Source organism: Geobacillus sp. Manikaran-105 (assembly GCF_002809955.1).
GTDB lineage: Bacteria > Bacillota > Bacilli > Bacillales > Anoxybacillaceae > Geobacillus > Geobacillus thermophilus.
This window is the reverse complement of record NZ_PIJG01000001.1, coordinates 52,596-72,686: the sequence shown is the minus strand read 5'-3', so window position 1 is coordinate 72,686 and position 20,091 is coordinate 52,596. Positions and strand designations below refer to the sequence as shown.

General features: G+C 54.7%; 26 protein-coding genes. All 26 read right to left on the bottom strand.

Features of this window, described 5'->3' with window-relative positions; all coding sequences use genetic code 11:
* Complete coding sequence (gene flhB / locus CV945_RS00405; protein WP_063211215.1) at positions 1–1,083, bottom strand: flagellar biosynthesis protein FlhB; 1,083 nt, start codon at positions 1,081–1,083, stop codon at positions 1–3.
* Between the two features lies 1 nt (position 1,084).
* Entirely contained in the window at positions 1,085–1,858 is a 774-nt protein-coding gene (gene fliR, locus CV945_RS00400) for a flagellar biosynthetic protein FliR (protein ID WP_100658910.1), read from the bottom strand.
* Positions 1,859–1,864: 6 nt separating this feature from the next.
* A complete protein-coding gene (gene fliQ / locus CV945_RS00395) occupies positions 1,865–2,134 on the bottom strand; it encodes a flagellar biosynthesis protein FliQ (RefSeq protein WP_033008116.1) in 270 nt (89 codons plus the stop codon).
* Positions 2,135–2,149: 15 nt separating this feature from the next.
* On the bottom strand, positions 2,150–2,818 hold the full coding sequence (gene fliP, locus CV945_RS00390; RefSeq protein ID WP_033008117.1) for a flagellar type III secretion system pore protein FliP: 669 nt from the start codon (positions 2,816–2,818) through the stop codon (positions 2,150–2,152).
* On the bottom strand, positions 2,811–3,467 hold the full coding sequence (gene fliZ, locus CV945_RS00385) for a flagella biosynthesis regulatory protein FliZ (protein WP_047818139.1): 657 nt from the start codon (positions 3,465–3,467) through the stop codon (positions 2,811–2,813). The genes fliP and fliZ overlap by 8 nt, the downstream gene beginning before the upstream one ends.
* A 24-nt stretch (positions 3,468–3,491) precedes the next feature.
* Positions 3,492–3,851, bottom strand: a complete 360-nt coding sequence (locus tag CV945_RS00380) for a response regulator (protein ID WP_033008120.1) — start codon at positions 3,849–3,851, stop codon at positions 3,492–3,494.
* Positions 3,852–3,876: 25 nt separating this feature from the next.
* A complete protein-coding gene (gene fliY / locus CV945_RS00375) occupies positions 3,877–5,043 on the bottom strand; it encodes a flagellar motor switch phosphatase FliY (RefSeq protein ID WP_063211211.1) in 1,167 nt (388 codons plus the stop codon).
* Entirely contained in the window at positions 5,033–6,037 is a 1,005-nt protein-coding gene (fliM, locus tag CV945_RS00370) for a flagellar motor switch protein FliM (RefSeq protein ID WP_063211209.1), read from the bottom strand. The genes fliY and fliM overlap by 11 nt, the downstream gene beginning before the upstream one ends.
* Before the next feature lie 28 nt (positions 6,038–6,065).
* Positions 6,066–6,494 carry a flagellar basal body-associated protein FliL gene (gene fliL, locus CV945_RS00365; protein ID WP_011230729.1) on the bottom strand — a complete coding sequence of 143 codons (429 nt, stop codon included), beginning with the start codon at positions 6,492–6,494 and terminating at the stop codon, positions 6,066–6,068.
* Positions 6,481–6,705: a flagellar FlbD family protein gene (locus tag CV945_RS00360; RefSeq protein ID WP_014195456.1), complete on the bottom strand. Its 225-nt coding sequence runs from the start codon at positions 6,703–6,705 to the stop codon at positions 6,481–6,483. The genes fliL and CV945_RS00360 overlap by 14 nt, the downstream gene beginning before the upstream one ends.
* Positions 6,706–6,748: 43 nt before the next feature.
* The gene (gene flgG, locus CV945_RS00355) at positions 6,749–7,558 is read right to left on the bottom strand and encodes a flagellar basal body rod protein FlgG (protein WP_100658909.1); all 810 of its coding nucleotides are present in this window, start codon (positions 7,556–7,558) and stop codon (positions 6,749–6,751) included.
* 17 nt (positions 7,559–7,575) lie between these two features.
* Positions 7,576–8,004 (bottom strand): flagellar hook assembly protein FlgD, encoded by a 429-nt coding sequence (flgD, locus tag CV945_RS00350; protein WP_100658908.1) that lies wholly within the window; start codon positions 8,002–8,004, stop codon positions 7,576–7,578.
* 17 nt (positions 8,005–8,021) lie between these two features.
* Complete coding sequence (locus CV945_RS00345) at positions 8,022–9,134, bottom strand: flagellar hook-length control protein FliK (protein WP_100658907.1); 1,113 nt, start codon at positions 9,132–9,134, stop codon at positions 8,022–8,024.
* Positions 9,131–9,733 (bottom strand): MotE family protein, encoded by a 603-nt coding sequence (locus tag CV945_RS00340; protein ID WP_047818134.1) that lies wholly within the window; start codon positions 9,731–9,733, stop codon positions 9,131–9,133. Before CV945_RS00340 ends, CV945_RS00345 begins: the two co-directional genes overlap by 4 nt.
* Positions 9,734–10,180, bottom strand: coding sequence for a flagellar export protein FliJ (gene fliJ / locus CV945_RS00335; protein ID WP_047818133.1), 447 nt, complete (start codon positions 10,178–10,180; stop codon positions 9,734–9,736).
* Between the two features lie 38 nt (positions 10,181–10,218).
* Positions 10,219–11,526 (bottom strand): flagellar protein export ATPase FliI, encoded by a 1,308-nt coding sequence (fliI, locus tag CV945_RS00330; protein WP_094239882.1) that lies wholly within the window; start codon positions 11,524–11,526, stop codon positions 10,219–10,221.
* Entirely contained in the window at positions 11,504–12,283 is a 780-nt protein-coding gene (gene fliH / locus CV945_RS00325) for a flagellar assembly protein FliH (RefSeq protein WP_100658906.1), read from the bottom strand. Before fliH ends, fliI begins: the two co-directional genes overlap by 23 nt.
* Complete coding sequence (fliG, locus tag CV945_RS00320; protein ID WP_100658905.1) at positions 12,267–13,286, bottom strand: flagellar motor switch protein FliG; 1,020 nt, start codon at positions 13,284–13,286, stop codon at positions 12,267–12,269. Before fliG ends, fliH begins: the two co-directional genes overlap by 17 nt.
* A gap of 12 nt (positions 13,287–13,298) precedes the next feature.
* Entirely contained in the window at positions 13,299–14,888 is a 1,590-nt protein-coding gene (gene fliF, locus CV945_RS00315) for a flagellar basal-body MS-ring/collar protein FliF (protein WP_033008182.1), read from the bottom strand.
* 84 nt (positions 14,889–14,972) lie between these two features.
* Positions 14,973–15,269: a flagellar hook-basal body complex protein FliE gene (fliE, locus tag CV945_RS00310; protein ID WP_033008148.1), complete on the bottom strand. Its 297-nt coding sequence runs from the start codon at positions 15,267–15,269 to the stop codon at positions 14,973–14,975.
* 21 nt (positions 15,270–15,290) lie between these two features.
* On the bottom strand, positions 15,291–15,743 hold the full coding sequence (flgC, locus tag CV945_RS00305; RefSeq protein WP_100658904.1) for a flagellar basal body rod protein FlgC: 453 nt from the start codon (positions 15,741–15,743) through the stop codon (positions 15,291–15,293).
* A 3-nt stretch (positions 15,744–15,746) separates the two neighbouring features.
* On the bottom strand, positions 15,747–16,136 hold the full coding sequence (gene flgB / locus CV945_RS00300) for a flagellar basal body rod protein FlgB (protein ID WP_100658903.1): 390 nt from the start codon (positions 16,134–16,136) through the stop codon (positions 15,747–15,749).
* A 197-nt stretch (positions 16,137–16,333) separates the two neighbouring features.
* Positions 16,334–17,113, bottom strand: coding sequence for a GTP-sensing pleiotropic transcriptional regulator CodY (codY, locus tag CV945_RS00295; RefSeq protein WP_033008156.1), 780 nt, complete (start codon positions 17,111–17,113; stop codon positions 16,334–16,336).
* 16 nt (positions 17,114–17,129) lie between these two features.
* A complete protein-coding gene (gene hslU, locus CV945_RS00290) occupies positions 17,130–18,527 on the bottom strand; it encodes an ATP-dependent protease ATPase subunit HslU (RefSeq protein WP_100658902.1) in 1,398 nt (465 codons plus the stop codon).
* Positions 18,528–18,541: 14 nt separating this feature from the next.
* Entirely contained in the window at positions 18,542–19,084 is a 543-nt protein-coding gene (hslV, locus tag CV945_RS00285; protein WP_033008157.1) for an ATP-dependent protease subunit HslV, read from the bottom strand.
* Between the two features lie 24 nt (positions 19,085–19,108).
* A complete protein-coding gene (xerC, locus tag CV945_RS00280) occupies positions 19,109–20,011 on the bottom strand; it encodes a tyrosine recombinase XerC (protein ID WP_044741308.1) in 903 nt (300 codons plus the stop codon).
* Positions 20,012–20,091 lie beyond the last annotated feature (80 nt).

Genomic DNA, 20,091 nt, shown 5'->3' with positions numbered 1-20,091 from the left:
TTACCCTTTTCGTTTGAGCCGGTAGACGTACGCCAAAATTTCCGCCACTGCCTTAAAAAACGTCTCTGGAATCATGTCGCCGACGTCCGTCTGCCGGTAAAGCGCCTGCGCCAACGGACGATTTTCAACCGTCACGACGCCGTTCGCCTTGGCAATTTCCTTTATTTTCAACGCCACATAGTCAGCCCCTTTCGCCACGACAACCGGCGCCTCCATTTTTCCATCTTCATACTTCAGCGCTACCGCATAATGGGTGGGATTGGTGATGACAACATCGGCATTCGGCACCTCCTGCATCATCCGCCTCATCGCCATCTCCCGCTGTCTTTGCTTAATGCGCGATTTAATGAGCGGGTCGCCTTCCGTCTTTTTGAATTCATCTTTAATGTCTTGCTTCGACATGCGGATGTTTCGTTCAAACTCAAACCGCTGGTACAAATAGTCAAACAACGCCAAAAACAAGAGCGCGGCCGCAGCATACAGCCCCATTTTCACCGTCAGCGCGCCGACAATGGCAAGCATGGCGGCCGGCGGCCTGGCCGCAAGCGCCGTGAGCTCGTCCCATCCCCCGAGCAAGAGCATAAACACGACCGCACCGATGATTCCAGCTTTTAACACAGATTTTAACAGCTCGACAATGGCGCGCAGCGAAAAAAGCCGTTTTATTCCTTGCACCGGGTTGAGGCGGTTTCCGTCGATTTTGAGCGGCTCTGCGGTAAACAAGACACCGACTTGCAAAAAGTTGGCCAGCCCAGCCGCTAATACGGCGGCGGCAAAAAATGGAGCTAACAGAAGCGCCGCATGGCGAAGCCAGTCGAGAAAGATGGCATGAAGCGAATCAATCGTCAGCGGAGCGGCGGCATAATCGGAAAGCGCACGCGCGAGCATGCGCAGCAGCCCGTCCCGCTCATACGCTCCCGCCAGCGACAAAACGAGAAACAGCGCGAGCAATACGATGGCGGCCACCGCATCGCTGCTTTTGGCGACCTGGCCTTTTTCCCGCACTTCTTGCCGTTTGCGCGGCGTCGCCTTTTCCGTCTTTTCCCCGGCGAAAAACTGCAAATCAAGCCGCCGTTCGCCCACGTTACGCGCCTCCCAACAGCTGCATAAACTCGCGCAGCGACACAAACATAAGTTGAAACAGTTCGCGCGCCGCGGTCAACATTCCCCCGATCGCCGCAAACAACATGAAAAACGCAGCCGCTGTCTTGAGCGAAAACCCGACAGCAAAAATATTCATTTGCGGCACGGCGCGGGCGATGAGGCCGAGCGCCACATCGACCAAAAAGAGCGATCCGACAAGCGGGGCAGCCATTTGCACAGCGGCGGCAAACATCGCCGCGAACGTGCGCACCGCATACTCAGCCGCCCGCCCGTCGGCAATGTGCGGCCACCGGTCAAGCGGCAGCCAGTGATAGCTGTAAAACAAGCCGTCAAGCAGCAAATGATGCCCGTCAAGCATAAGCAGCAGCAAAAGCGCCAGCGAGTGAAGATACTGCCCGAGCAACGGGCTTTGCACCCCGGTTTGCGGATCGATGACGTTGGCGATGGCAAACCCGATTTGAAAATCGATCAAGCCGCCGGCGACTTGCACAGCCGCCATGACGATGGCCGCGATCAAGCCGAGCGCCAGCCCGACGAGCGCCTCTTTGACGACGAACAATACATACACATCATTCAATGGAAGCGACGGCTTCGGCCCTGCCAAAAACATAAGCCAGCTGAAAAAAAACGCCATTCCAATCTTGTACGAAGCCGGCACCGTCCGGTACGAAAAGAGCGGCATGGCCGCAAAAAACGAAGCGGTGCGGGCGAAGATGAGCAAAAACGCGGGAAAATACGTCCATAGTTGTTCCATCATAGATCAGCCTATAAATGAAGCCAAATTGGCGAAAATGTCATGGGCGTACGACACCATTTTCGAGAGCATCCACGGCCCGAACAAGACGAGCCCGAGCAGGACAGCAACGATTTTCGGGACAAACGCGAGCGTCTGCTCTTGAATTTGGGTCGCAGCCTGAAAAATGCTGACAACGAGCCCGACAACAAGCGACAGCAGCAGCAACGGGCCGCAAACGATCAACACGATGTAGACGCCTTGTTCGGCAAGGCGGATGATAAAATCGGCACTCATAAACGCCACCCATCTTTATTGAAAGCTTTGCAGCAACGATTTGACGACCAAATGCCAGCCGTCGACAAGAACAAATAGCAAAATTTTAAACGGCAGCGAAATCATCACCGGCGGCAGCATCATCATTCCCATCGACATCAAGACGCTGGCAACGATCATATCGATGACCAAAAACGGGATGAAAATCATAAAGCCCATTTGAAACGCGGTTTTCAGCTCGCTGATCGCAAACGCCGGGACGAGCGCGGTAAGCGGAATGTCGTTGACCGTTTTCGGCTGCCCGGCGCCGCTGTATGATAAAAACAAGGCCAAATCTTGCTGTCTCGTATGTTGGCTCATAAACTGCTTGAGCGGAACAGCGGCGCGTTCGTACGCCTCATCCAAATCAATTTTTTCGGCAAACAGCGGCTCAAGCGCCTGATCGTGAATCTCTTTCCATGTTGGCGCCATGATGAAAAACGTCAAAAACAGCGCCAGCCCGATCAACACTTGGTTGGGCGGCATTTGCTGCGTGCCAAGCGACGTGCGCACGAACGACAAAACGATGACGATGCGCGTAAAACACGTCATCATGATCAAAATGCCGGGAGCAACCGACAAAATGGTAAGAAGCAAAAGCAGTTTCACCGATGTCGAGACATGCTCGGGCGCCATCGAGTTAAACATATGGACAAAGTCATTCATCGCCAGCCGTTCCTTTCTCTTTCAACCGCTTCAGCCACTCATTCCGCCTGTCGGCCATTCGGCTCATTTCCTCGGCAAACAGTGAGGAAAAGGACGGAGCCGGACCGCTTCCCCGTTTCGCTTTCGCTGTCCAATATTCACGAAGGCGGGACCCAAACGGGTGGAAGCTGGCCATCCGTTCGAGCCGCTCATTATGCTGCGCCAGCAGTTCGTTTATTTCGTCTTCATTGCTGATTTCCCGCAGCAGCTGGATCGAATCGCCAACGCCGATGACGAGCAGCCGGTTGCCGACTTTGATGAGCTGAACAGAGCGGTTTGCCCCGACGCTCGTTCCACCGAGATTCTCAATGAGACCCTTTGACCCGAAAACAGGCGAATGGCGGCGGGAAAGCCATTTTAACAGAGCGTAAAGAAGAACGAGGACAAAGGCGGTCGCCCCGATGAGCCGGAGCACATCGGAAGCAGACACCGCATCAGCCGGTTGATTCGCTGTCGGTTTTGTCTGTTGCCCGGCCGGCGCTGACGGCCCGCACGCATCCGGATGCTGCAGGCAATCGGCGACCGTCGGGCTTTGGGCAGCCGACGCCGGCGGCGCCCCAAACAAGATGGCTGCCGCCAGCAATCCCGCTGCCCATCGCCGTATGGCCATCAACATCCCCTCACCTCTAATCGCCTAGCCGATCGTTTTGTTAATCGCTTCAATGACGCGGTCCGCCTGGAACGGCTTGACAACGAAATCTTTCGCCCCGGCTTGAATGGCGTCAATGACCATCGCCTGCTGCCCCATCGCCGAACACATGATCACTTTGGCGTTGCTATCGATTTTTTTTATTTCTTTAAGCGCCGTAATCCCATCCATCTCCGGCATCGTAATATCCATCGTCACAATGTCGGGGCGCGTCTCCTTGTATTTTTCGACCGCCTGTCTCCCGTCCGCCGCTTCAGCGACGACCTCATGCCCATTCTTCGTCAAAATGTCTTTAATCATCATCCGCATAAACGCAGCATCGTCGACAACAAGCACTCTTGCCATATCCCCCTACCTCCTGCCATGCACATTATTTTAGCCGTTTTAACCGATCGCTTTGGCTGACAATGTCGGTGATGCGCACGCCGAAGTTTTCATCGATCACGACCACCTCGCCTTTGGCGATCAGCTTATTGTTGACAAAAACGTCGACCGGCTCGCCGGCCAGCTTATCAAGTTCGATGATCGACCCGGTGGACAATTGCAAAATCTCTTGCACCGAGCGTTTCGTCCGTCCCAGTTCAACCGTCACTTGCAGCGGCACATCAAACAGCAGCTCCAAATTGCGCGCCTCCGCCGCGGCAAGCGGTGGGGCGTCAAACTCAGCAAAATCAGCTGCTTGAATATGCCGTCCAGCTGCGCTTTTGCCTTCATCCAGGCGCTCAGCCGGCGCCTCCGGGAAACGGTTCGCCGCCGGGGAAGAAGGGGCGCCGGCCTCCGCATAGGCGTAGGCGGGCTGCGGCTCCGGCTCCACGGACAGCGGCGCCCCGGCCGGCAGCTCAGGCCGGTTTTCCTCCTCCCCTGCCGCCGCACCAAGCAAATAGGTGACCAGTTCTTTGGCAAAATCAACGGGCAGCAGCTGCATGATGTTCGAATCAATTAACGTGCCGATTTTCAGCCGGAACGACACTTTAATCAAAAAGTCTTCATCCGGCAAATATTCCAGACCTTTTCCTTCGCTCAAATCAAGAAGATGGATCGTCGGCGGGGAAATGTCGACCCGCTTGCCAAAAACAGTCGACATCGACGTCGCCGCTGACCCCATCATTTGGTTCATGGCTTCCTGCACGGCGCTCAGCTGAATTTCCCCAAGCGCGCTGTCGGGCGCCGTTCCGTCGCCGCCAAGCATCAAATCGGCGATAATGGCGGCGTCCCGCTGCTCAATGACCAGCAAGTTGGTCCCGAGAAGCCCTTCCGTGTAATTGACTTGAATGGCGACATACGGCTGCGGGAACTCATCCGCGACGCGCGTCCGCTCGATCACCGAGACGTTCGGTGTCGTAATCTCGACTTTTTGGTTCAATAACATGGACAGCGCCGTCGCTGAGCTGCCAAAGGAAATATTGCCAATCTCCCCTAGAGCGTCCTGCTCGAGCGGGGTGAAAATATCGTGAAGCGCCGGTGCGCGGTCACGGCTGTCCATTCCGCGCAACAGAGCATCGATTTCATCTTGCGACAACATTCCGTCATTCATCATGTCCTGCTTCGTCCCCCTCGATCATCGCTAAAATTTGCACCGCCAGCTTTTTGTTCCGTTTCCCCGGTTGACCGATAAATTTCGGAATATGGCCGATTTTGATGACAAGCGGATCATGGATCGACTGCCCGAGCTGGATGACATCTCCGACCTCGAGCTGCAAAAATTCGCCGACGGTAACAGCCGCTGTGCCAAGTTCGGCGACAATCGGCAGTTGAGCCGCGCGGATGCCTTGCTCAATTCGTCCCGCTTCCTCGGGGGAACGCTCTTTTTTTTGCGCCTGCATCCAGTAATGCACCGACAGCCGCGGCATAATCGGCTCCAAAACGACGTGCGGAATGCAAACGTTCATCATGCCGCGCGCCTCGCCGATTTGCGTGTTGAGCGAAATGACAACGACCGTATCGTTCGGCGCGATCATGCGCAAAAACTGCGGGTTAACCTCAAAGTCGACAAACAGCGGATCCATTTCCGCCACCGACTCCCACGCATCGCGCCAATAGGCAAACGCCTTGTCGAACAAGTTGGACATGATGCGTGTCTCAATTTCCGTGAGGTGCTCCACTTTGTCCATGCCGGCGCCGCGGCCGCCCATCACCCGATCGAGCATGGCATAGGCGATATTCGGATTGATTTCCAGCAGCACATGCCCGTCGAGCGGCGGCACTTCAAAGACGTTAATGATCGTCATTTTTGGAATCGAGCGGACGAACTCTTCGTACGGAATCTGGTCGGCCGACGCGACCGAGATTTGCACATACGTGCGCAGCTGGGCGGAAAAAAACGTGGTCAACAGGCGGGCGAAGTTTTCATGAATGCGCGTCAAACTGCGAATCTGGTCTTTGGAAAACCGAAGCGCCCGCCGGAAATCATACGTTTTGACGCGTCGGCCTTCCTCCTCTTTTTTCAGCTCCTCCGCGCTCATCTCCCCTGCAGAAAGCGCCGCGAGCAACGCGTCAATTTCGCTTTGCGACAATACTTCCCCGGCCGTCATTTCATCTTCCCCCCTTCCAATGACAGGGCTACTGGAGGATAAAAGAGGTAATGTAGACGTTCTCCACTCTCCCTTCTTGCATCAATCCGTTGATCTCGCGCTTCAGCCTCTCTTTCAGCGCCGTCAGCCCTTCTTTTCCTTTAAAGTCGGCCGCTTTCATCTGCGAAAGTTGCTCGATGATCACGTCTTTCATCTGAAAATCGCGTTTCTCCGCCTCTTCTTTTCCTTGATCGCTGTCTGTTTCAATTTTAAATGAGATTTTAATATAACGTCCGTCTGCTAAATTGGTGGTCATTTCCGGAATGTCGATCGATCGTTCCGCCAGTTCGTCAGCGCTTGGCGCCCCTTGTTTTTCCGCATGCCCCATCTTCATCACCGCGACAAGCGCCGCCGTTCCAGCCAAAGCGATGACCGCCAGCACAATGATCATCGTTTTGATTGCTTTATTCCCTTTCACGGTCCAATCCTCCTGCTTTCGGTAAGCGAAACACACCAAGCTGCTGGTAAAATTCGCTCGCTCGCGCCGCCACTTGCTCGACCGTTTCGCGAACGACGAATTTTTTTCCGTTCGTCAGCGTCACGGTCGTATCAGGAAACGCTTCAATTTGTTCGATGTACAACGCATTGAGCACAAACCGTTTGCCGTTGAGCTTCGTTAACGAAATCATCGGCCAGCAGGCGCAAGACGCCGCTCACGCCCTACCTCCTATTCTATTTTTTCAAGTTGACAAGCTCTTGCAAAATTTCATCCGATGTCGTAATGATGCGCGTATTCGCCTGGAAGCCGCGCTGGGCGACGATCATCTCCGTGAATTCCTCGGCAAGGTCGACGTTGGACATCTCAAGCGCGCCGGAGACGATGGTTCCTGTTCCGTTCGCTCCCGGCGCCCCTGTCGTTGGCGCGCCGGAGTTGGTCGTTTCGCGGAACAAGTTGTTGCCGGCTTTTTCTAATCCGTCATTGTTTGCAAATTTGGCCAGCTGAATCGTGCCTATCAGCTGTAAATTCCCAGAAGCATCGATGATGTTGACCGTGCCATCGGCTCCGATGCTTAAACTTTTCGCATTAGAAGGAATTTTCAAACTCGTGATTTTCCCAGTCGAATCAGTTCCAAGTAAATATTGACCATCGGCATTGACAATAGAGCCTTGCGAATCGAGATAAAAATTCCCGGCTCTCGTATACATGCGATTGTTGCCGGACGCATCGCCGACGATGAAAAACCCGTCGCCGGAAATGGCCAAATCAAGCACGCGTCCGGTCGTTTGCAAGCTTCCTTGCGTATGGACGGTGTCGATCGCCGCCAGCTGCGAACCGAGCCCGACTTGCTTCGGATTCGTGCCGCCGCGGCCGGCGTTCGGCCCTCCCGCTCCGGAAATCGTTTGGCTCATTAAATCTTTAAAGATCGTTCGTCCTTTTTTAAACCCGTACGTATTGACGTTGGCGATATTGTTGCCGATAACGTCAAGTTTTGTTTGGAAATTGCGCATGGCGCCAATGCCGGAATACATCGAACGAAGCATTCGCTCCCTCTCCCCTCTTATTCGTGTTGTTCGACTGTCATCACCGCGTCAGCGGCAATCGTCGCTCCGTTATCGAGCCCGAGAACAATGTTCCCGTCTTTTTGCGTCACCGATTTGACAACCGCGCTCATCGTTGCATCGCCGTCTTGCCAGTGCACCGTTTTGCCGATCCATTCGCTGTAGCGCAAAAGCGCATCACGGCTTGACACTTGCATCCATTTCTGCATCAAATTGGCGATGTTCATCATTTGCTCAAGCGAAGAGAAGCTCGCCATTTGCGCGATAAAGTCTTTATCTTCCATCGGATTGAGCGGGTCTTGGTTTTCGAGCTGGGCGAGCAAAATTTTGAGAAAGTCGTCTTTTCCTAAAATTTGATTACCCGTTTTCCGTTCCGGCTGAACCGCGTTTGTCAGCCATAAGCTTCCATCAATCGCATTCGTTGTCATCCTCGTTCTTTTCCCCCTTATGCGTCAGCTTCGATCCCGTCTAGCGCTAACGGGAAGGAAGATGATGGCTCCCGCTTTTGTTTTTGCCGCGATTCGCCCTGCTGCTGCCCTCCTTGGCGGTTCCCGGAATACGGCGGCATCGCGGAGCGGTCATAATCCGACCAAACGGTCCATTTTTCGACCGTGATGGAACTCGCATCAAGCTGCTGAGCAAGCTGCGGCAAGTGGTTGCGGATCAACTCTTCCGCCGCATCGGTCGCCACAAGCAGCCGGGCGGTCAATTTTCCGCCTTCTTGCGCCATTTTCACCGTCACCGTTCCAAGATGTTCCGGATGAAGGCGAATAACAAGCTGCATAACGCCGTTTGGCAGCTTCACCCATCGGCCGAATTGCCATGCACGGGCTACTTGCTCGACAAACGAACTTTCATTCCCTGCTTCCACCGTCCCCGCCTCATGGCCGCCAGGGACGAATGGAATCAAAGAGGCAAGGTTTGTCGAAACGAGCACACTATGCAGCTGGCGAGCGTCCTCCTGCTGCCGTAAAGAGGCTGGCCCGTACATCGAAGATAAAACTCGCGGCGCCAGCCAGCTGCTTTCACCGTTGGAATGCACCGCCATTTCCTTTCTAGCTCCCTCGGTTCGCGGCAAAATTTGTGAGAAAGGCGGCTGGTGTTCGCCATCGAAACGCCCGTTCATTTCTTTGGCCTGTTGTTCCAGCCAAGCAGCTTTGTCCAACCCGCTATTTTCATCCGTCTGTAGCCAAAAAGACGGAACGGCTGCCAGCGCTTTTGCACCAGCCCCTTCTTGGTTGACTCTTCCGCTTTCCCCATCAGCCGCCAAGGCTTCACCATCATTGTGTGCAGCCGCCGGAGGGGCGTTTAAAACGTTGGCAGCGCCAACGTGCATAGCTGAAGCGGCCAGCCATAACGGCTCTGTCCATTCGTCTGTTATTCGCGGCTTCTTTCCTTCCGGCTGGGATGACCGTTCAATCCCCTCCTCAACCGGCAGCTTCCCGGTTTGCTTTTGCGCCAATAATGCCGCAAATGCGCTGGAAGCCGCTGTCTCTTTTCTCGCTGTCAGCTCCACGCCCGTTGGCTGCGGTGCAACTGCTGCGATCATCACTTTCATTCAGCCCCCTCCTCTCTCGCCGCCCATTTATGCAATGACGAAAGCAAGTTCGCCGCCTGCTCGGCCGGCATTTGTTCTAAAATAGCCGCGGCTTTGTCGCTATCGAGCCGGCTCAGCACCTCAAGCGCTTCATCCTCCGGCAGCTTGGCTAAAATAGCCGCGGCCTGCTTGTCTGACATGGCACCGTACATGCTGATGACATCCACCGCAGACGCTTGTCCGCCGCCTTTTTCCTGCTGGGTCGGCAGCTGTTGCTGCGTCGACAGCCGGGCAATTTCCTCGTCTTTTGCCGCCAATTCGCTTTTTAGCTGCTCAATTTGCTTTTTTTGCTTGGCGATCGTTTGGTTTTGCCGCTTGATCGTCTGCTGTTGCGTCTCGATCGTGTTGGCCAGCGTCTTTTCTTTCTTCTTCCAATCAAACCATTCGGCGACGAACGGCACGCTGTCCACCCATTGTTTCGCCTTCACCGCATCAATGCCGGCCGCCTTTGCAATCAGCAAGAGGAAGAAAGCCGCAAAGAGGCTCGGGACGACAACGACGAACAACATCCATTGCCACCGGCTTGCCGTTTCTTCCTGCTGAAGTTTGCTGCCCGCCATCTATAACTCTCCTTGCCGCACAAAGCGCTGAACGGCTATTTCATCGAGCAAACGGCTTTCGGCCTCTTTTTCGCGCTGCTCTGTCCACCGCCGCACGCGCTCCTGCATTTTCTCATACTTTTTCACTTCAATATTGAGCTCAATGAGGCGCTGGTGCCGGCACTGCATTTGCTCGCGCGCCCGCATGACGATGAGCTGATAGTGATCAATGGTTTGTTGCAAGCTGGCGAGATACTGCAGCGTATGGCGAATGGCCCCGACAGCGAGGCCATCTTGCAGCCGCCTGTCCCTTTCCGCCTCGCATCGTTCTTTTTCCTTGAGCAACTTGTACAGCGCCTCGGCCGCCTGCTCAAACTTGTGCACCGCTTCTTCGTATTCAGCCAGCGCTGCTTGCTTTTCTTTTTCCTTCATCGTCCATAGTTTTTGCAGCCGAAATGTCGGCATCATTGTGGATCCCCCTTCCCCCTCTTAACGCTGTGCCCCCGTCATGGCGGCGAAATGAGACGGAAAAGGGCATCAATGCTTTCGGCGCGCGTCGCCTTTTCCTCTATTTCTTGGCGGCAAAACGCCATCATTTGCGGATAACGTTCAATCGCCTCATCAATTTCTCGCGATGCCCCCCGCTTGTACGCCCCTATTTGAATCAAATCCTCCGAATCGATATAAGTGGAAAGGAGACGGCGGAACCGGTTCGCTGCTTCGCGGTGCTCAGCGCTGATAATATGGGGCATGACGCGGCTGACGCTTTTCAGCACGTTAATGGCCGGGTACTGGCCTTTATTCGCGAGCTGGCGTTCCAACACAAAATGGCCGTCCAAAATGCCGCGCACCGCATCGGCAATCGGCTCGTTCATATCGTCGCCGTCAACGAGCACCGTATAAAACGCGGTAATGGTGCCTGAGTCGCTCGTCCCGGCCCGCTCGAGCAGCTTCGGGAGCAAGGCGAACACCGACGGGGTATAGCCCTTTGTAGTCGGCGGCTCGCCGACAGCCAACCCGATCTCCCGCTGCGCCATCGCGACGCGGGTGACCGAATCCATCATCAGCATGACATCCGCCCCTTGGTCGCGGAAATATTCGGCGATCGCTGTCGCGGTGTACGCCCCTTTGACGCGCATGAGCGCCGGCTGGTCCGAGGTGGCGACAACGACGACGGAACGGGCCAACCCTTCCGGCCCAAGATCGCGCTCTAAAAATTCGCGCACTTCGCGCCCCCGCTCGCCGATTAAGGCGATAACGTTCACGTCAGCCGATGTGCGGCGGGCGATCATTCCCATGAGCGTGCTCTTGCCGACGCCGGAACCGGCAAAAATGCCGACCCGTTGCCCTTTCCCGACCGCCAGCAGACTGTCGATGACGCGCACGCCGACTTCAAGCGGCTCGGCGATCGGCGGCCGGGTGAGCGGATTGGGCGGATCGCGGTCGACCGACACAGGCTTCAGCCCGGGCGGCAGCGGGGCGCCGTCCAACGGTTGGCCGAGCGGATCAAGAACCATGCCGATGAGCGCATCGCCCACATACACTTCGAGCGGCTTGCCGGTCGCTTCCACCAAACAGCCGGGGGCGATATGCGTCATGGCGGAAAACGGCATGAGCAAGACGTGGTGCTCGTGAAAGCCGACGACTTCCGCCGGAATTTTCCGGCCGCTCGTTTCATGAATGTAGCAAAGGTCGCCGATCGAGCTGCCCGGACCTTTCGATTCGGTCATGAGCCCAACGACGCGCGATACTTTGCCGAATCGTTTGTACAAATCGACGGTGGCGATGTCCTCAAGAAGCGCCTGCCAGTTCAGAGGACATTCCCTCCTTCAGCCGTCTGTAGAGCGCTTCGCGCAGCCGTTCAAGTTGCATGTCTACGCTGGCATCGATGCGGCCGAACGGCGTTTCCACGAGACAACCGTATTCCGGCAACGCTTCATCCGGATAGATGAACAAATCGACGCGGTGCGGAAATAGCGATTTCAACAATTCTTGCTGTTCGGCTACCGTCTCATAACAACCCGGATGCACGTAAACGGACACTTCCGTTTGCCGCCGCACTTCCTGCAGCACTTGGCGCACAAGCGGCAAAAACGCGCTCCGGTCTCGCTCGAGCGTGGCGCCGATGATGCGTTCCGCCGCTTTCAGCGCCACTTCGAGCATCATCTCATCCGCCGCCTCGGCCTTCGCATAAAATTCGTGATTCATCCGCTCCGCCAAGCGGCGGGCTTGGTCGATCCATTCGCGGTGTTCGCGAAGCGCCGCCTCGCGCCCGGCGGCGTAGCCGTCTTCGTACCCTTGGGCGCGCGCTTCCTGCCTAAGCCGGTCTTTCTCGCGCTCCCATTGCTCCCGTTCACGGGCCAGCTGTTCGCGCACCGTCTCGCAATATTGCTCGGCTTGGCGGCGAAGCGCGGCCGCCTCTTCTTTGGCGGCGGAAATCGCCTCGATTTCCTTTTGCCGATCCTCGTTCGAAGGCGGAACATCGAACATGCAGCGCTGCACGGCGATCGTCTTTTTGCCGGCGCGCCCGGCCAATGCCGGCGCTTTAATGACGCTAGACAATAATATCATCTCCTCCCCCGCGGGCGATGACGATTTCCCCGGCTTCCTCGAGACGGCGGATAATGGCGACAATGCGCGATTGCGCTTCTTCCACATCACGCAGCCGGACCGGGCCCATATATTCCATTTCTTCTTTGAACGTCTCGGCCATTCTTGTTGACATGTTGCGGAAGACAATTTCTTTCACTTCATCGCTCGCCACCTTAAGCGCCAGCATAAGGTCATTGTTATCCACTTCGCGGATGACGCGTTGAATGGCGCGATTGTCGAGCGTAACGATGTCTTCAAACACAAACATCCGCTTTTTAATTTCTTCCGCAAGCTCGGGGTCTTGAATTTCCAAAGCGTCTAAAATCGTCCGCTCCGTGCTTCGATCGACTTGGTTCAGCACTTCGACGACCGCCTCAATGCCGCCGGCTTGCGTGTAATCTTGCATCACTGTCGCCGACAGCCGCCGCTCCAAAATTTGCTCGACTTCGCTAATGATCTCCGGCGACGTGCTGTCCATAAGCGCGATGCGCCTGGCCACATCGGCCTGCATCTCTTGCGGCAGCGCTGATAAAATCTGCCCCGCCTGCGCCGGGTCTAAATACGAAAGAATGAGAGCGATCGTTTGCGGATGCTCATGCTGAATAAAGTTTAACAGCTGCATCGGGTCGGCTTTGCGGGCGAAATCAAACGGCCGCACCATAAGCGCTGATGTCAGACGGTTGATAATGTTCATCGCCTTGTCCGGGCCGAGCGCTTTTTCCAACACTTCTTTCGCGTAGGCGATGCCGCCTTGGGCGATGTAATCCTGCGCCAAAGCGAGCTGCCGGAATTCCTCAAGCACTTCCTCTTTTTGCTCGGCCGCCACTTGGCGGACGTTGGAAATTTCGAGCGTCAGCTTTTCAATGTCTTCTTCGGATAAATGTTTATAGATGGAGGCCGATACGTCCGGGCCGAGGGAAATGAGCAAAATGGCTGCCTTTTGCCTGCCCGTCAGCCCGCCTTTCCGATCGCGTTTTGCCATACGCCGCTCCTCCTACTCTTCCGATAGCCATGTTTTCAATAGTTTGGCAAACTCATCCGGTTTTTCTTTCGCCAACCGCTCCAGCTGCCGACGGCGCAGCGCCGCCTCCGTCTCCGGCGGCTCCGGCAAATCCGGCTCGACCGGAAGCGGCGGGGCGAATGCGAGCTCCTCCTCTTCTTCTTCTTCATCTTCACGGCGGCGTCGCAGCCAGAAGAAGAGCAGTAGGGCAATGAGCAATAGCGCGCCTCCGCCGGCCGCGTACCACCACCACGCCGGCTGAACCGGCGCCGGTTCGGTGAATGCCGGTTTGCCGTTGAACTTTTGCACCGAGACGACGACGCGGCTATTGACATCTTGGTCGGTCAGCGCCTGCGCTTCTTCTTTGTCAATCGACGTCCGGACAATCGTCCCTAATAGTTTTTGAATGTCATTGACCGTTTCCGGCGGCAATGAATTCGGATCATCCGGATTTGGCGGCTCGACCATCACTTGAATGCCTAGATCGCGAATTTTATACGGGCTTTCCACGATTTGTTTTTTAATTTTGTTGACCTCATTGTTGATCGTTTCTTCGGTCCGCTCATAGTTTCCGTTCGTTCCGCCGTTTGCTCCTTGGTAGCCCGGCACTTCATTCGTCCCCGTTCCGGCCGTGCCGCCCGGCGGCGCACCGCTTCCCGAGTACGTCTCTTTAATGCGCTGGACGCTGACGGCAATGCCTTCGTTGTTCTTTTCGTCCACCGGAGCGACCAACTGCTCCTCCCGCTTTTCCTGTGTAAAGTCGATGTCGGCCGTCACCGAGACAACGACTTTGTCCTGCCCCATCATCGTGCCGAGCATTCGCTGGACTTGCCGTTGAATGTCGCGTTCGATTTGTCGTTTGATCTGTTGCTGCTCAGTGAATGCCGCCGCTGTCGAATTTTTGTTTTCATTTTTCAAATCGAAATACTCAAAAAACTGGTTCATAATGACGATATTATCTGTAGAGAGGTGGGGAACACTTTTGGCGACGAGATGATACAAAGCCCGAATTTGCTCGTCGCTGAATTCATAGCCCGGCTTCGTCTTCAGCACGATCGAAGCCGAGGCTTCCCCTTTTTCATCGGAAACGAATACGCTCGGCTGCGGAAGATTAATCATCACTTTCGCGTCCTCGACGCCGTCGATCGTTTTGATTAAGTTGGCGAGCTCCGTTTGCATCGCCTTCAGTTTCACCATATTAAACTCGTTGTCGGTCATGCCGAAGCTCGCGTTTTGGCCGAAAAACGAATAATCGATGACCCCGCTGTTCGGAATGCCCTCGGCGGCCAGCTCGACTTTCAGCGCATCCACTTGCTCTTTCGGCACTTTAATTGTCGTGCCGCCATCCGTCACTTCGGCGGGAACACCGCGCTGATCCAGCGTCGCCTTGATTTGTCCGGCTTCTTGCGGCGTCAAATCGCTGTATAGCGGCACCATTTCCGTCCTGAAGGCGAAAAAAATGCCAAGGCCAAGGATCAAAAGGACCGCAGCCGCGCCTCCGGCGGCAAGCCATTTCTGTTTTTTCGTCCGCTCTTGCCAAAACAAACGGGCCCGGCCCCACCACTCTTTCCACTTGTTGCTCATACGATTCCCCCGATCATCCAGCCATACAGCCGCCGCGGCCACCGTTCGGCCATGGCGGGCTCTGTATGTATCGTCCCTTGCCGTCTACAACGGCATGCGCATCATTTCCTGGTACGCCTCAACCGCTTTGTTGCGGATTTCGATCGTCAGTTGCAGCGCGATGCTTGCCTTTTGCGCCGCGATCATCACATCATGCAATTGGACGTTTTCCCCACGGACAAGCTTTTCTGTCAGCGCATCCGCCTCGATTTGTGCGTTATTGACATTGTTGAGCGCTTCTTTGAAAAAGGCGGCGAACTGCTTTTGCACCGCTGCCGGCTTCACCGGGCTTGAAGCGGCGGCCGCCGGCGCCAGCCCGATGCGGCTCACTCCATCAACCATTTGTCATTCCTCCTCTTCGGCTTATTTCCCGATTTCAAGCGCCTTCATGAGCATCCCTTTTGAAGCGTTCAGCGCGGTGACATTCGCCTCATACGAGCGCGTCGCACCGATCAAATCGACCATTTCTTTGAGCGGTTCGACGTTTGGCAGGCGAACGTAGCCATCTGCGCCCGCATCCGGATGGTCCGGGTCGTAGACGAGTTTAAACGGAGCCGGATCGTCAGCAATTTCGCGCACCCGAACGCCGTTGCCGACAGCTTCAGCACGTCCGAGGGCGGCCTGCAAATAGCCCGAAAACGACCCGCTGCGCGGTTCAATGATGACCATTTTGCGGCGGTACGGCTCCCATTCGCCGTTGACAAGGCGGGCCCGCGTCGTATCGACGTTAGCGATGTTGGAGGCGATCACGTCCATGCGCAACCGTTGGGCGGTCAACGCCGAAGCCGAAATGTTTAGACTTTGAAACAAAGACACCCGTTATTTCCCTCCTTTAATCACTGTTTTCAACGTTGTAAATTTGCCGTTGAGCCGCTCGATTAAGGCATTGTAATAAATTTGGTTTTCTGCTAGTTTTGACATTTCTTGATCGATATCGACACTGTTTCCATTATGATTGTAACTCACCGTTGTGTCCGTCGTCACGATGATTTTTCCATTTTGTTCGTTTGGAAACGAAAAATGCTTCGGATTCGTCCGTTTGGCCTCAAGGGCAAGCGCCCGGTCAAGCTCCGCCTGAAAGCGCACATCTTTCGCCTTATAGCCCGGCGTATCGGCGTTGGCGATGTTGTCGGCGATCGCCTGTTGGCGAAGCGCAGCGTAGCGAAGCCCTTGTTCAAGCCAACCGATCGTCGCTGAAAAGAGCGCCAATGGAATCCCCTCTTTTCTCCTATTTTTCGACAATTTCTGCTAATTTTCATTTTACGGGAAAGAAAACCTAATGTATAGACGGAACTTGGTACTATTTTTCGAAGATGCCATGACAGAAAAACGATGCCAAAGATGTTTGTCAACAACAAAAAACCCGCCGGGACAAAATACCCAGCGGGCTTAGGCAGCTATGCCGTTCAGCTTGATTTCAATTTTTCCAGTTCGCTTAAAAACTTGTCATTCAATACTTTAATGTACGTTCCTTTCATGCCGAGCGAGCGCGATTCGATGACGCCGGCGCTTTCAAGCTTGCGCAGGGCGTTGACGATCACCGAACGGGTGATGCCGACGCGGTCGGCGATTTTGCTGGCGACAAGCAGCCCTTCCGTTCCGTCAAGCTCTTCAAAAATATGTTCAATCGCCTCAAGTTCGCTGTAAGAAAGCGAGCTGATCGCCATTTGCACGACCGCCTTGCTGCGCGCTTCCTCTTCGATTTCTTCCGCTTTTTCACGCAAAATTTCCATGCCGACGACCGTTGCGCCATACTCGGCCAAAATCAGGTCATCGTTATCAAACTCGCGATCAAGGCGCGACAAAATAAGCGTGCCGAGCCGTTCGCCTCCGCCGTTGATCGGAACGATCGTCGTCAAACCGGTTTTGAACAAGTCACGATTTTCCACTGGAAACGCCGTATATTCGCTATTAATATCGATATTAGGGGACGTTTCCGTAATGTTGAACAAGTTTTTCGTGTATTCTTCCGGAAACTGGCGCTCCTCAAGCATCCGTTTCATCCGTTCGTTTTCAATCGACTGTTTAATGGCGAAGCCAAGCAGTTTGCCGCGGCGGCTGACGACGAACACGTTCGCTTCAATGACATCGCAAAGCGTTTCCGCCATCTCTTTGAAATTGACCGGCCGCCCGGCTGCCTTCTGCAGCATGGCGTTGATTTTTCGTGTTTTCTCTAGCAAGTTCATCGAGTCCATCTCCTCCTCATAAAATAAATTCGCTCAAATCTTTGTTTTTGACGATGCTGCCGAGTTTTTGCTCAACGTATTGCGGCGTGATGACGACTTTGTCGAGCCCGATATCGGGCGCTTCAAACAGCAAATCCTCAAGCAGTTTTTCCAAAATCGTATGCAGCCGGCGCGCGCCGATGTTGTCGGTCGTCTGGTTGACTTCGAAGGCCACTTCGGCAATCTTACGAATAGCATCGTCAGAAAATTCAAGACTTATACCTTCTGTTGCCAAAAGTGCCTGATATTGTTTAATGAGCGCATTATTCGGCTCGACCAATATACTTACGAAATCGTCAACCGAAAGTTTCGCCAACTCGACGCGGATCGGAAACCGGCCTTGCAGCTCAGGGATCAAGTCGGACGGCTTCGCCATATGAAACGCGCCGGCGGCGATGAACAAAATATGGTCCGTTTTGACCGGTCCGTATTTCGTCATGACCGTCGATCCTTCGACGATCGGCAAGATGTCGCGCTGCACCCCTTCGCGCGAGACGTCGGCCGAGCCGGACACCGCCCCGCTGCGGGCAATTTTATCAATTTCATCGATAAAGATGATGCCCGACTGTTCGGCGAGGCGGACCGCCTCTTGCGTCACTTCATCCATGTCGATCAGTTTTTGCGCTTCTTCATTGATGAGCACTTTGCGCGCTTCACTCACTTTCAGGCGCCGCTTTTTGCGTCGCTTCGGCATGAGGCTGCTCAAGGCGTCCTGCATGTTCATCCCCATCTGCTCAATGCCTGCCCCTTGCAAAAAGTCAAACCATAACGGCGTCTGTTCCTCGATTTCAATCGTGACCATCTCATTTTCGAGCTGGCCGTTTGCCAGCTGCCAGGCGACTTGACGCCGTTTTTGCTCGATTTGTTCGTCCTCATGGCCGTAGCTGTTGTCCGACGGATTCCCTTGGCCGCCAAACAACAGCTCGAGCGGGTTTTTGATCGTTTGTTTTTGTTTGCCCGGAACGAGCAGTTCAACGAGCCGCTTGTTCGCCTGTTGTTCAGCTCGGTCTTTCACCTCGTTCATTTTTCGTTCTTTCACGATCCGAACTGACGTTTCCACCAAATCGCGCACCATCGATTCGACGTCGCGCCCGACATAACCGACTTCCGTAAATTTCGTCGCCTCAACCTTGATAAACGGCGCGCCGACGAGCTTCGCGAGACGGCGGGCGATCTCCGTCTTCCCGACCCCGGTCGGGCCGATCATTAAAATGTTTTTCGGCATTACTTCATCGCGCAGTTTTTCATCGAGCAAACTGCGGCGGTACCGGTTGCGAAGCGCGATCGCCACCGCCTTTTTCGCCTCTTTTTGTCCGACGATAAACTGGTCGAGCTTCTCAACAATTTGCCGTGGAGTCAACGATTCCGCCATCATCGGCCTCCTCCTTTTTACAGCTCTTCGACAATAATATGGCTGTTCGTATAAACGCAAATGTCAGCGGCGATCTCCAGCGCCGCCTTGGCAATCTCCTTGGCGGTCATCGAGCCGCCGGCGTACTTCTTCAACGCACGCCCAGCAGCCAACGCATACTGACCGCCCGAGCCGATGGCGAGCATGCCGTCATCCGGTTCAATCACTTCCCCTGTGCCGGAAATCAGCAGCAAATGTTCCTTATCCATGACAATCAACATCGCCTCAAGGCGGCGCAGCACTTTATCGCTCCGCCACTCTTTCGCCAGCTCGACGGCCGCGCGCGGCAAGTTGCCGTTGACCTGTTCCAGCTTGCCTTCAAACATTTCAAACAGCGTAAACGCGTCCGCCACTGAGCCGGCAAAGCCGGCTAGCACTTTGCCTTGAAACAGGCGCCGCACTTTTTTCGCCGTATGCTTCATCACGACGGCGTTGCCGAACGTCACTTGGCCGTCGCCAGCCATCGCCGCTGCGCCGTTATGGCGGATGGCAAAAATCGTCGTTGCATGAAAGCGTTCCATCGCTTTCCCCTCCTTACATGCGGGCTATGCCCGCGGATGCGCCTGCAAATAAATACGCCGCAACCGGTCTTTCGTTACATGTGTATACACTTGCGTCGATGACAAATGCGCATGTCCGAGCAGTTCCTGCACCGAACGGAGATCGGCCCCTTCGTTGAGCAAATGAGTCGCAAACGTATGCCGAAGCACATGCGGGCTGATGTTTTGCGTCAGCGCAGCAGCTTCGACAATCCGATCCAAAATATGGCGCACTCCCCGAGGCGTGAGCGGATTGCCTCGGGCGTTGACAAATAAATAGCGGTGATCCGCCCGCAGCTTTCTGGTCAGCTCGCGTCGGCCCCCATGAATATACCGTTCAAGCGCTTCGCGGGCCGGACGGCCAAACGGAACGTAGCGCTGCTTGTTTCCTTTGCCGTGAATGAGCACAGTTTCCGCAACAAAATCGACATCAGACAGCTGTATGTGACAACATTCACTAACCCGAGCGCCAGTCGCGTACAACAACTCAAGCAGCGCCGCATTGCGCTGGCCGAGGGCCGTATTTTCATCATTGACAAGAAACAATGCTTCTAATTCTTTCGGGTATAAAAAATTAGGAATTTTTTGCTCTTTCTTCGGCAGTGTCGCAAGCGCAAACGGATTTTCGGCCGCCCGCCCTTCGCGCATCAAAAATTTGTAAAAGCTGCGCAAACTGGAAATTTTACGGGCGACCGAACGGCTGGCCAAATGCTGGCCATACAGTTTCGTCAAATATAAGCGGACGTCGCTGTAGGCGACTTGGTCAAGCTCATTGATCCCTTCTTCGTTCATGAACTGGAAAAACTGCTCAATATCGCGCCGGTAGCACGCAATAGTATATTGTGAATAATTTTTCTCGATTTGTAAATATTCCATGAACAATTGTAACGCAAATGTCGCATTTTTCATCGCCTCACCCCGCAATGCCTCTACATCGTACCATATGATTGGTTGCAGCGCAACTATTTTTTTCTAAAATTCTGAATTGT

Coding starts and splice junctions, on each gene's coding strand:
- fliR (WP_100658910.1), bottom strand. CDS start 1,858: ATGGAACAACTATGGACGTATTTTCCCGCGTTTTTGCTCATCTTCGCC.
- fliQ (WP_033008116.1), bottom strand. CDS start 2,134: ATGAGTGCCGATTTTATCATCCGCCTTGCCGAACAAGGCGTCTACATC.
- fliP (WP_033008117.1), bottom strand. CDS start 2,818: ATGAATGACTTTGTCCATATGTTTAACTCGATGGCGCCCGAGCATGTC.
- fliZ (WP_047818139.1), bottom strand. CDS start 3,467: ATGGCCATACGGCGATGGGCAGCGGGATTGCTGGCGGCAGCCATCTTG.
- CV945_RS00380 (WP_033008120.1), bottom strand. CDS start 3,851: ATGGCAAGAGTGCTTGTTGTCGACGATGCTGCGTTTATGCGGATGATG.
- fliY (WP_063211211.1), bottom strand. CDS start 5,043: ATGATGAATGACGGAATGTTGTCGCAAGATGAAATCGATGCTCTGTTG.
- fliM (WP_063211209.1), bottom strand. CDS start 6,037: ATGACGGCCGGGGAAGTATTGTCGCAAAGCGAAATTGACGCGTTGCTC.
- CV945_RS00360 (WP_014195456.1), bottom strand. CDS start 6,705: ATGATTTCGTTAACGAAGCTCAACGGCAAACGGTTTGTGCTCAATGCG.
- flgG (WP_100658909.1), bottom strand. CDS start 7,558: ATGCTTCGTTCGATGTATTCCGGCATTGGCGCCATGCGCAATTTCCAA.
- flgD (WP_100658908.1), bottom strand. CDS start 8,004: ATGACAACGAATGCGATTGATGGAAGCTTATGGCTGACAAACGCGGTT.
- CV945_RS00345 (WP_100658907.1), bottom strand. CDS start 9,134: ATGAAAGTGATGATCGCAGCAGTTGCACCGCAGCCAACGGGCGTGGAG.
- CV945_RS00340 (WP_047818134.1), bottom strand. CDS start 9,733: ATGGCGGGCAGCAAACTTCAGCAGGAAGAAACGGCAAGCCGGTGGCAA.
- fliJ (WP_047818133.1), bottom strand. CDS start 10,180: ATGATGCCGACATTTCGGCTGCAAAAACTATGGACGATGAAGGAAAAA.
- fliH (WP_100658906.1), bottom strand. CDS start 12,283: ATGATATTATTGTCTAGCGTCATTAAAGCGCCGGCATTGGCCGGGCGC.
- fliG (WP_100658905.1), bottom strand. CDS start 13,286: ATGGCAAAACGCGATCGGAAAGGCGGGCTGACGGGCAGGCAAAAGGCA.
- fliF (WP_033008182.1), bottom strand. CDS start 14,888: ATGAGCAACAAGTGGAAAGAGTGGTGGGGCCGGGCCCGTTTGTTTTGG.
- fliE (WP_033008148.1), bottom strand. CDS start 15,269: ATGGTTGATGGAGTGAGCCGCATCGGGCTGGCGCCGGCGGCCGCCGCT.
- codY (WP_033008156.1), bottom strand. CDS start 17,113: ATGAACTTGCTAGAGAAAACACGAAAAATCAACGCCATGCTGCAGAAG.
- hslU (WP_100658902.1), bottom strand. CDS start 18,527: ATGATGGCGGAATCGTTGACTCCACGGCAAATTGTTGAGAAGCTCGAC.
- hslV (WP_033008157.1), bottom strand. CDS start 19,084: ATGGAACGCTTTCATGCAACGACGATTTTTGCCATCCGCCATAACGGC.
- xerC (WP_044741308.1), bottom strand. CDS start 20,011: ATGAAAAATGCGACATTTGCGTTACAATTGTTCATGGAATATTTACAA.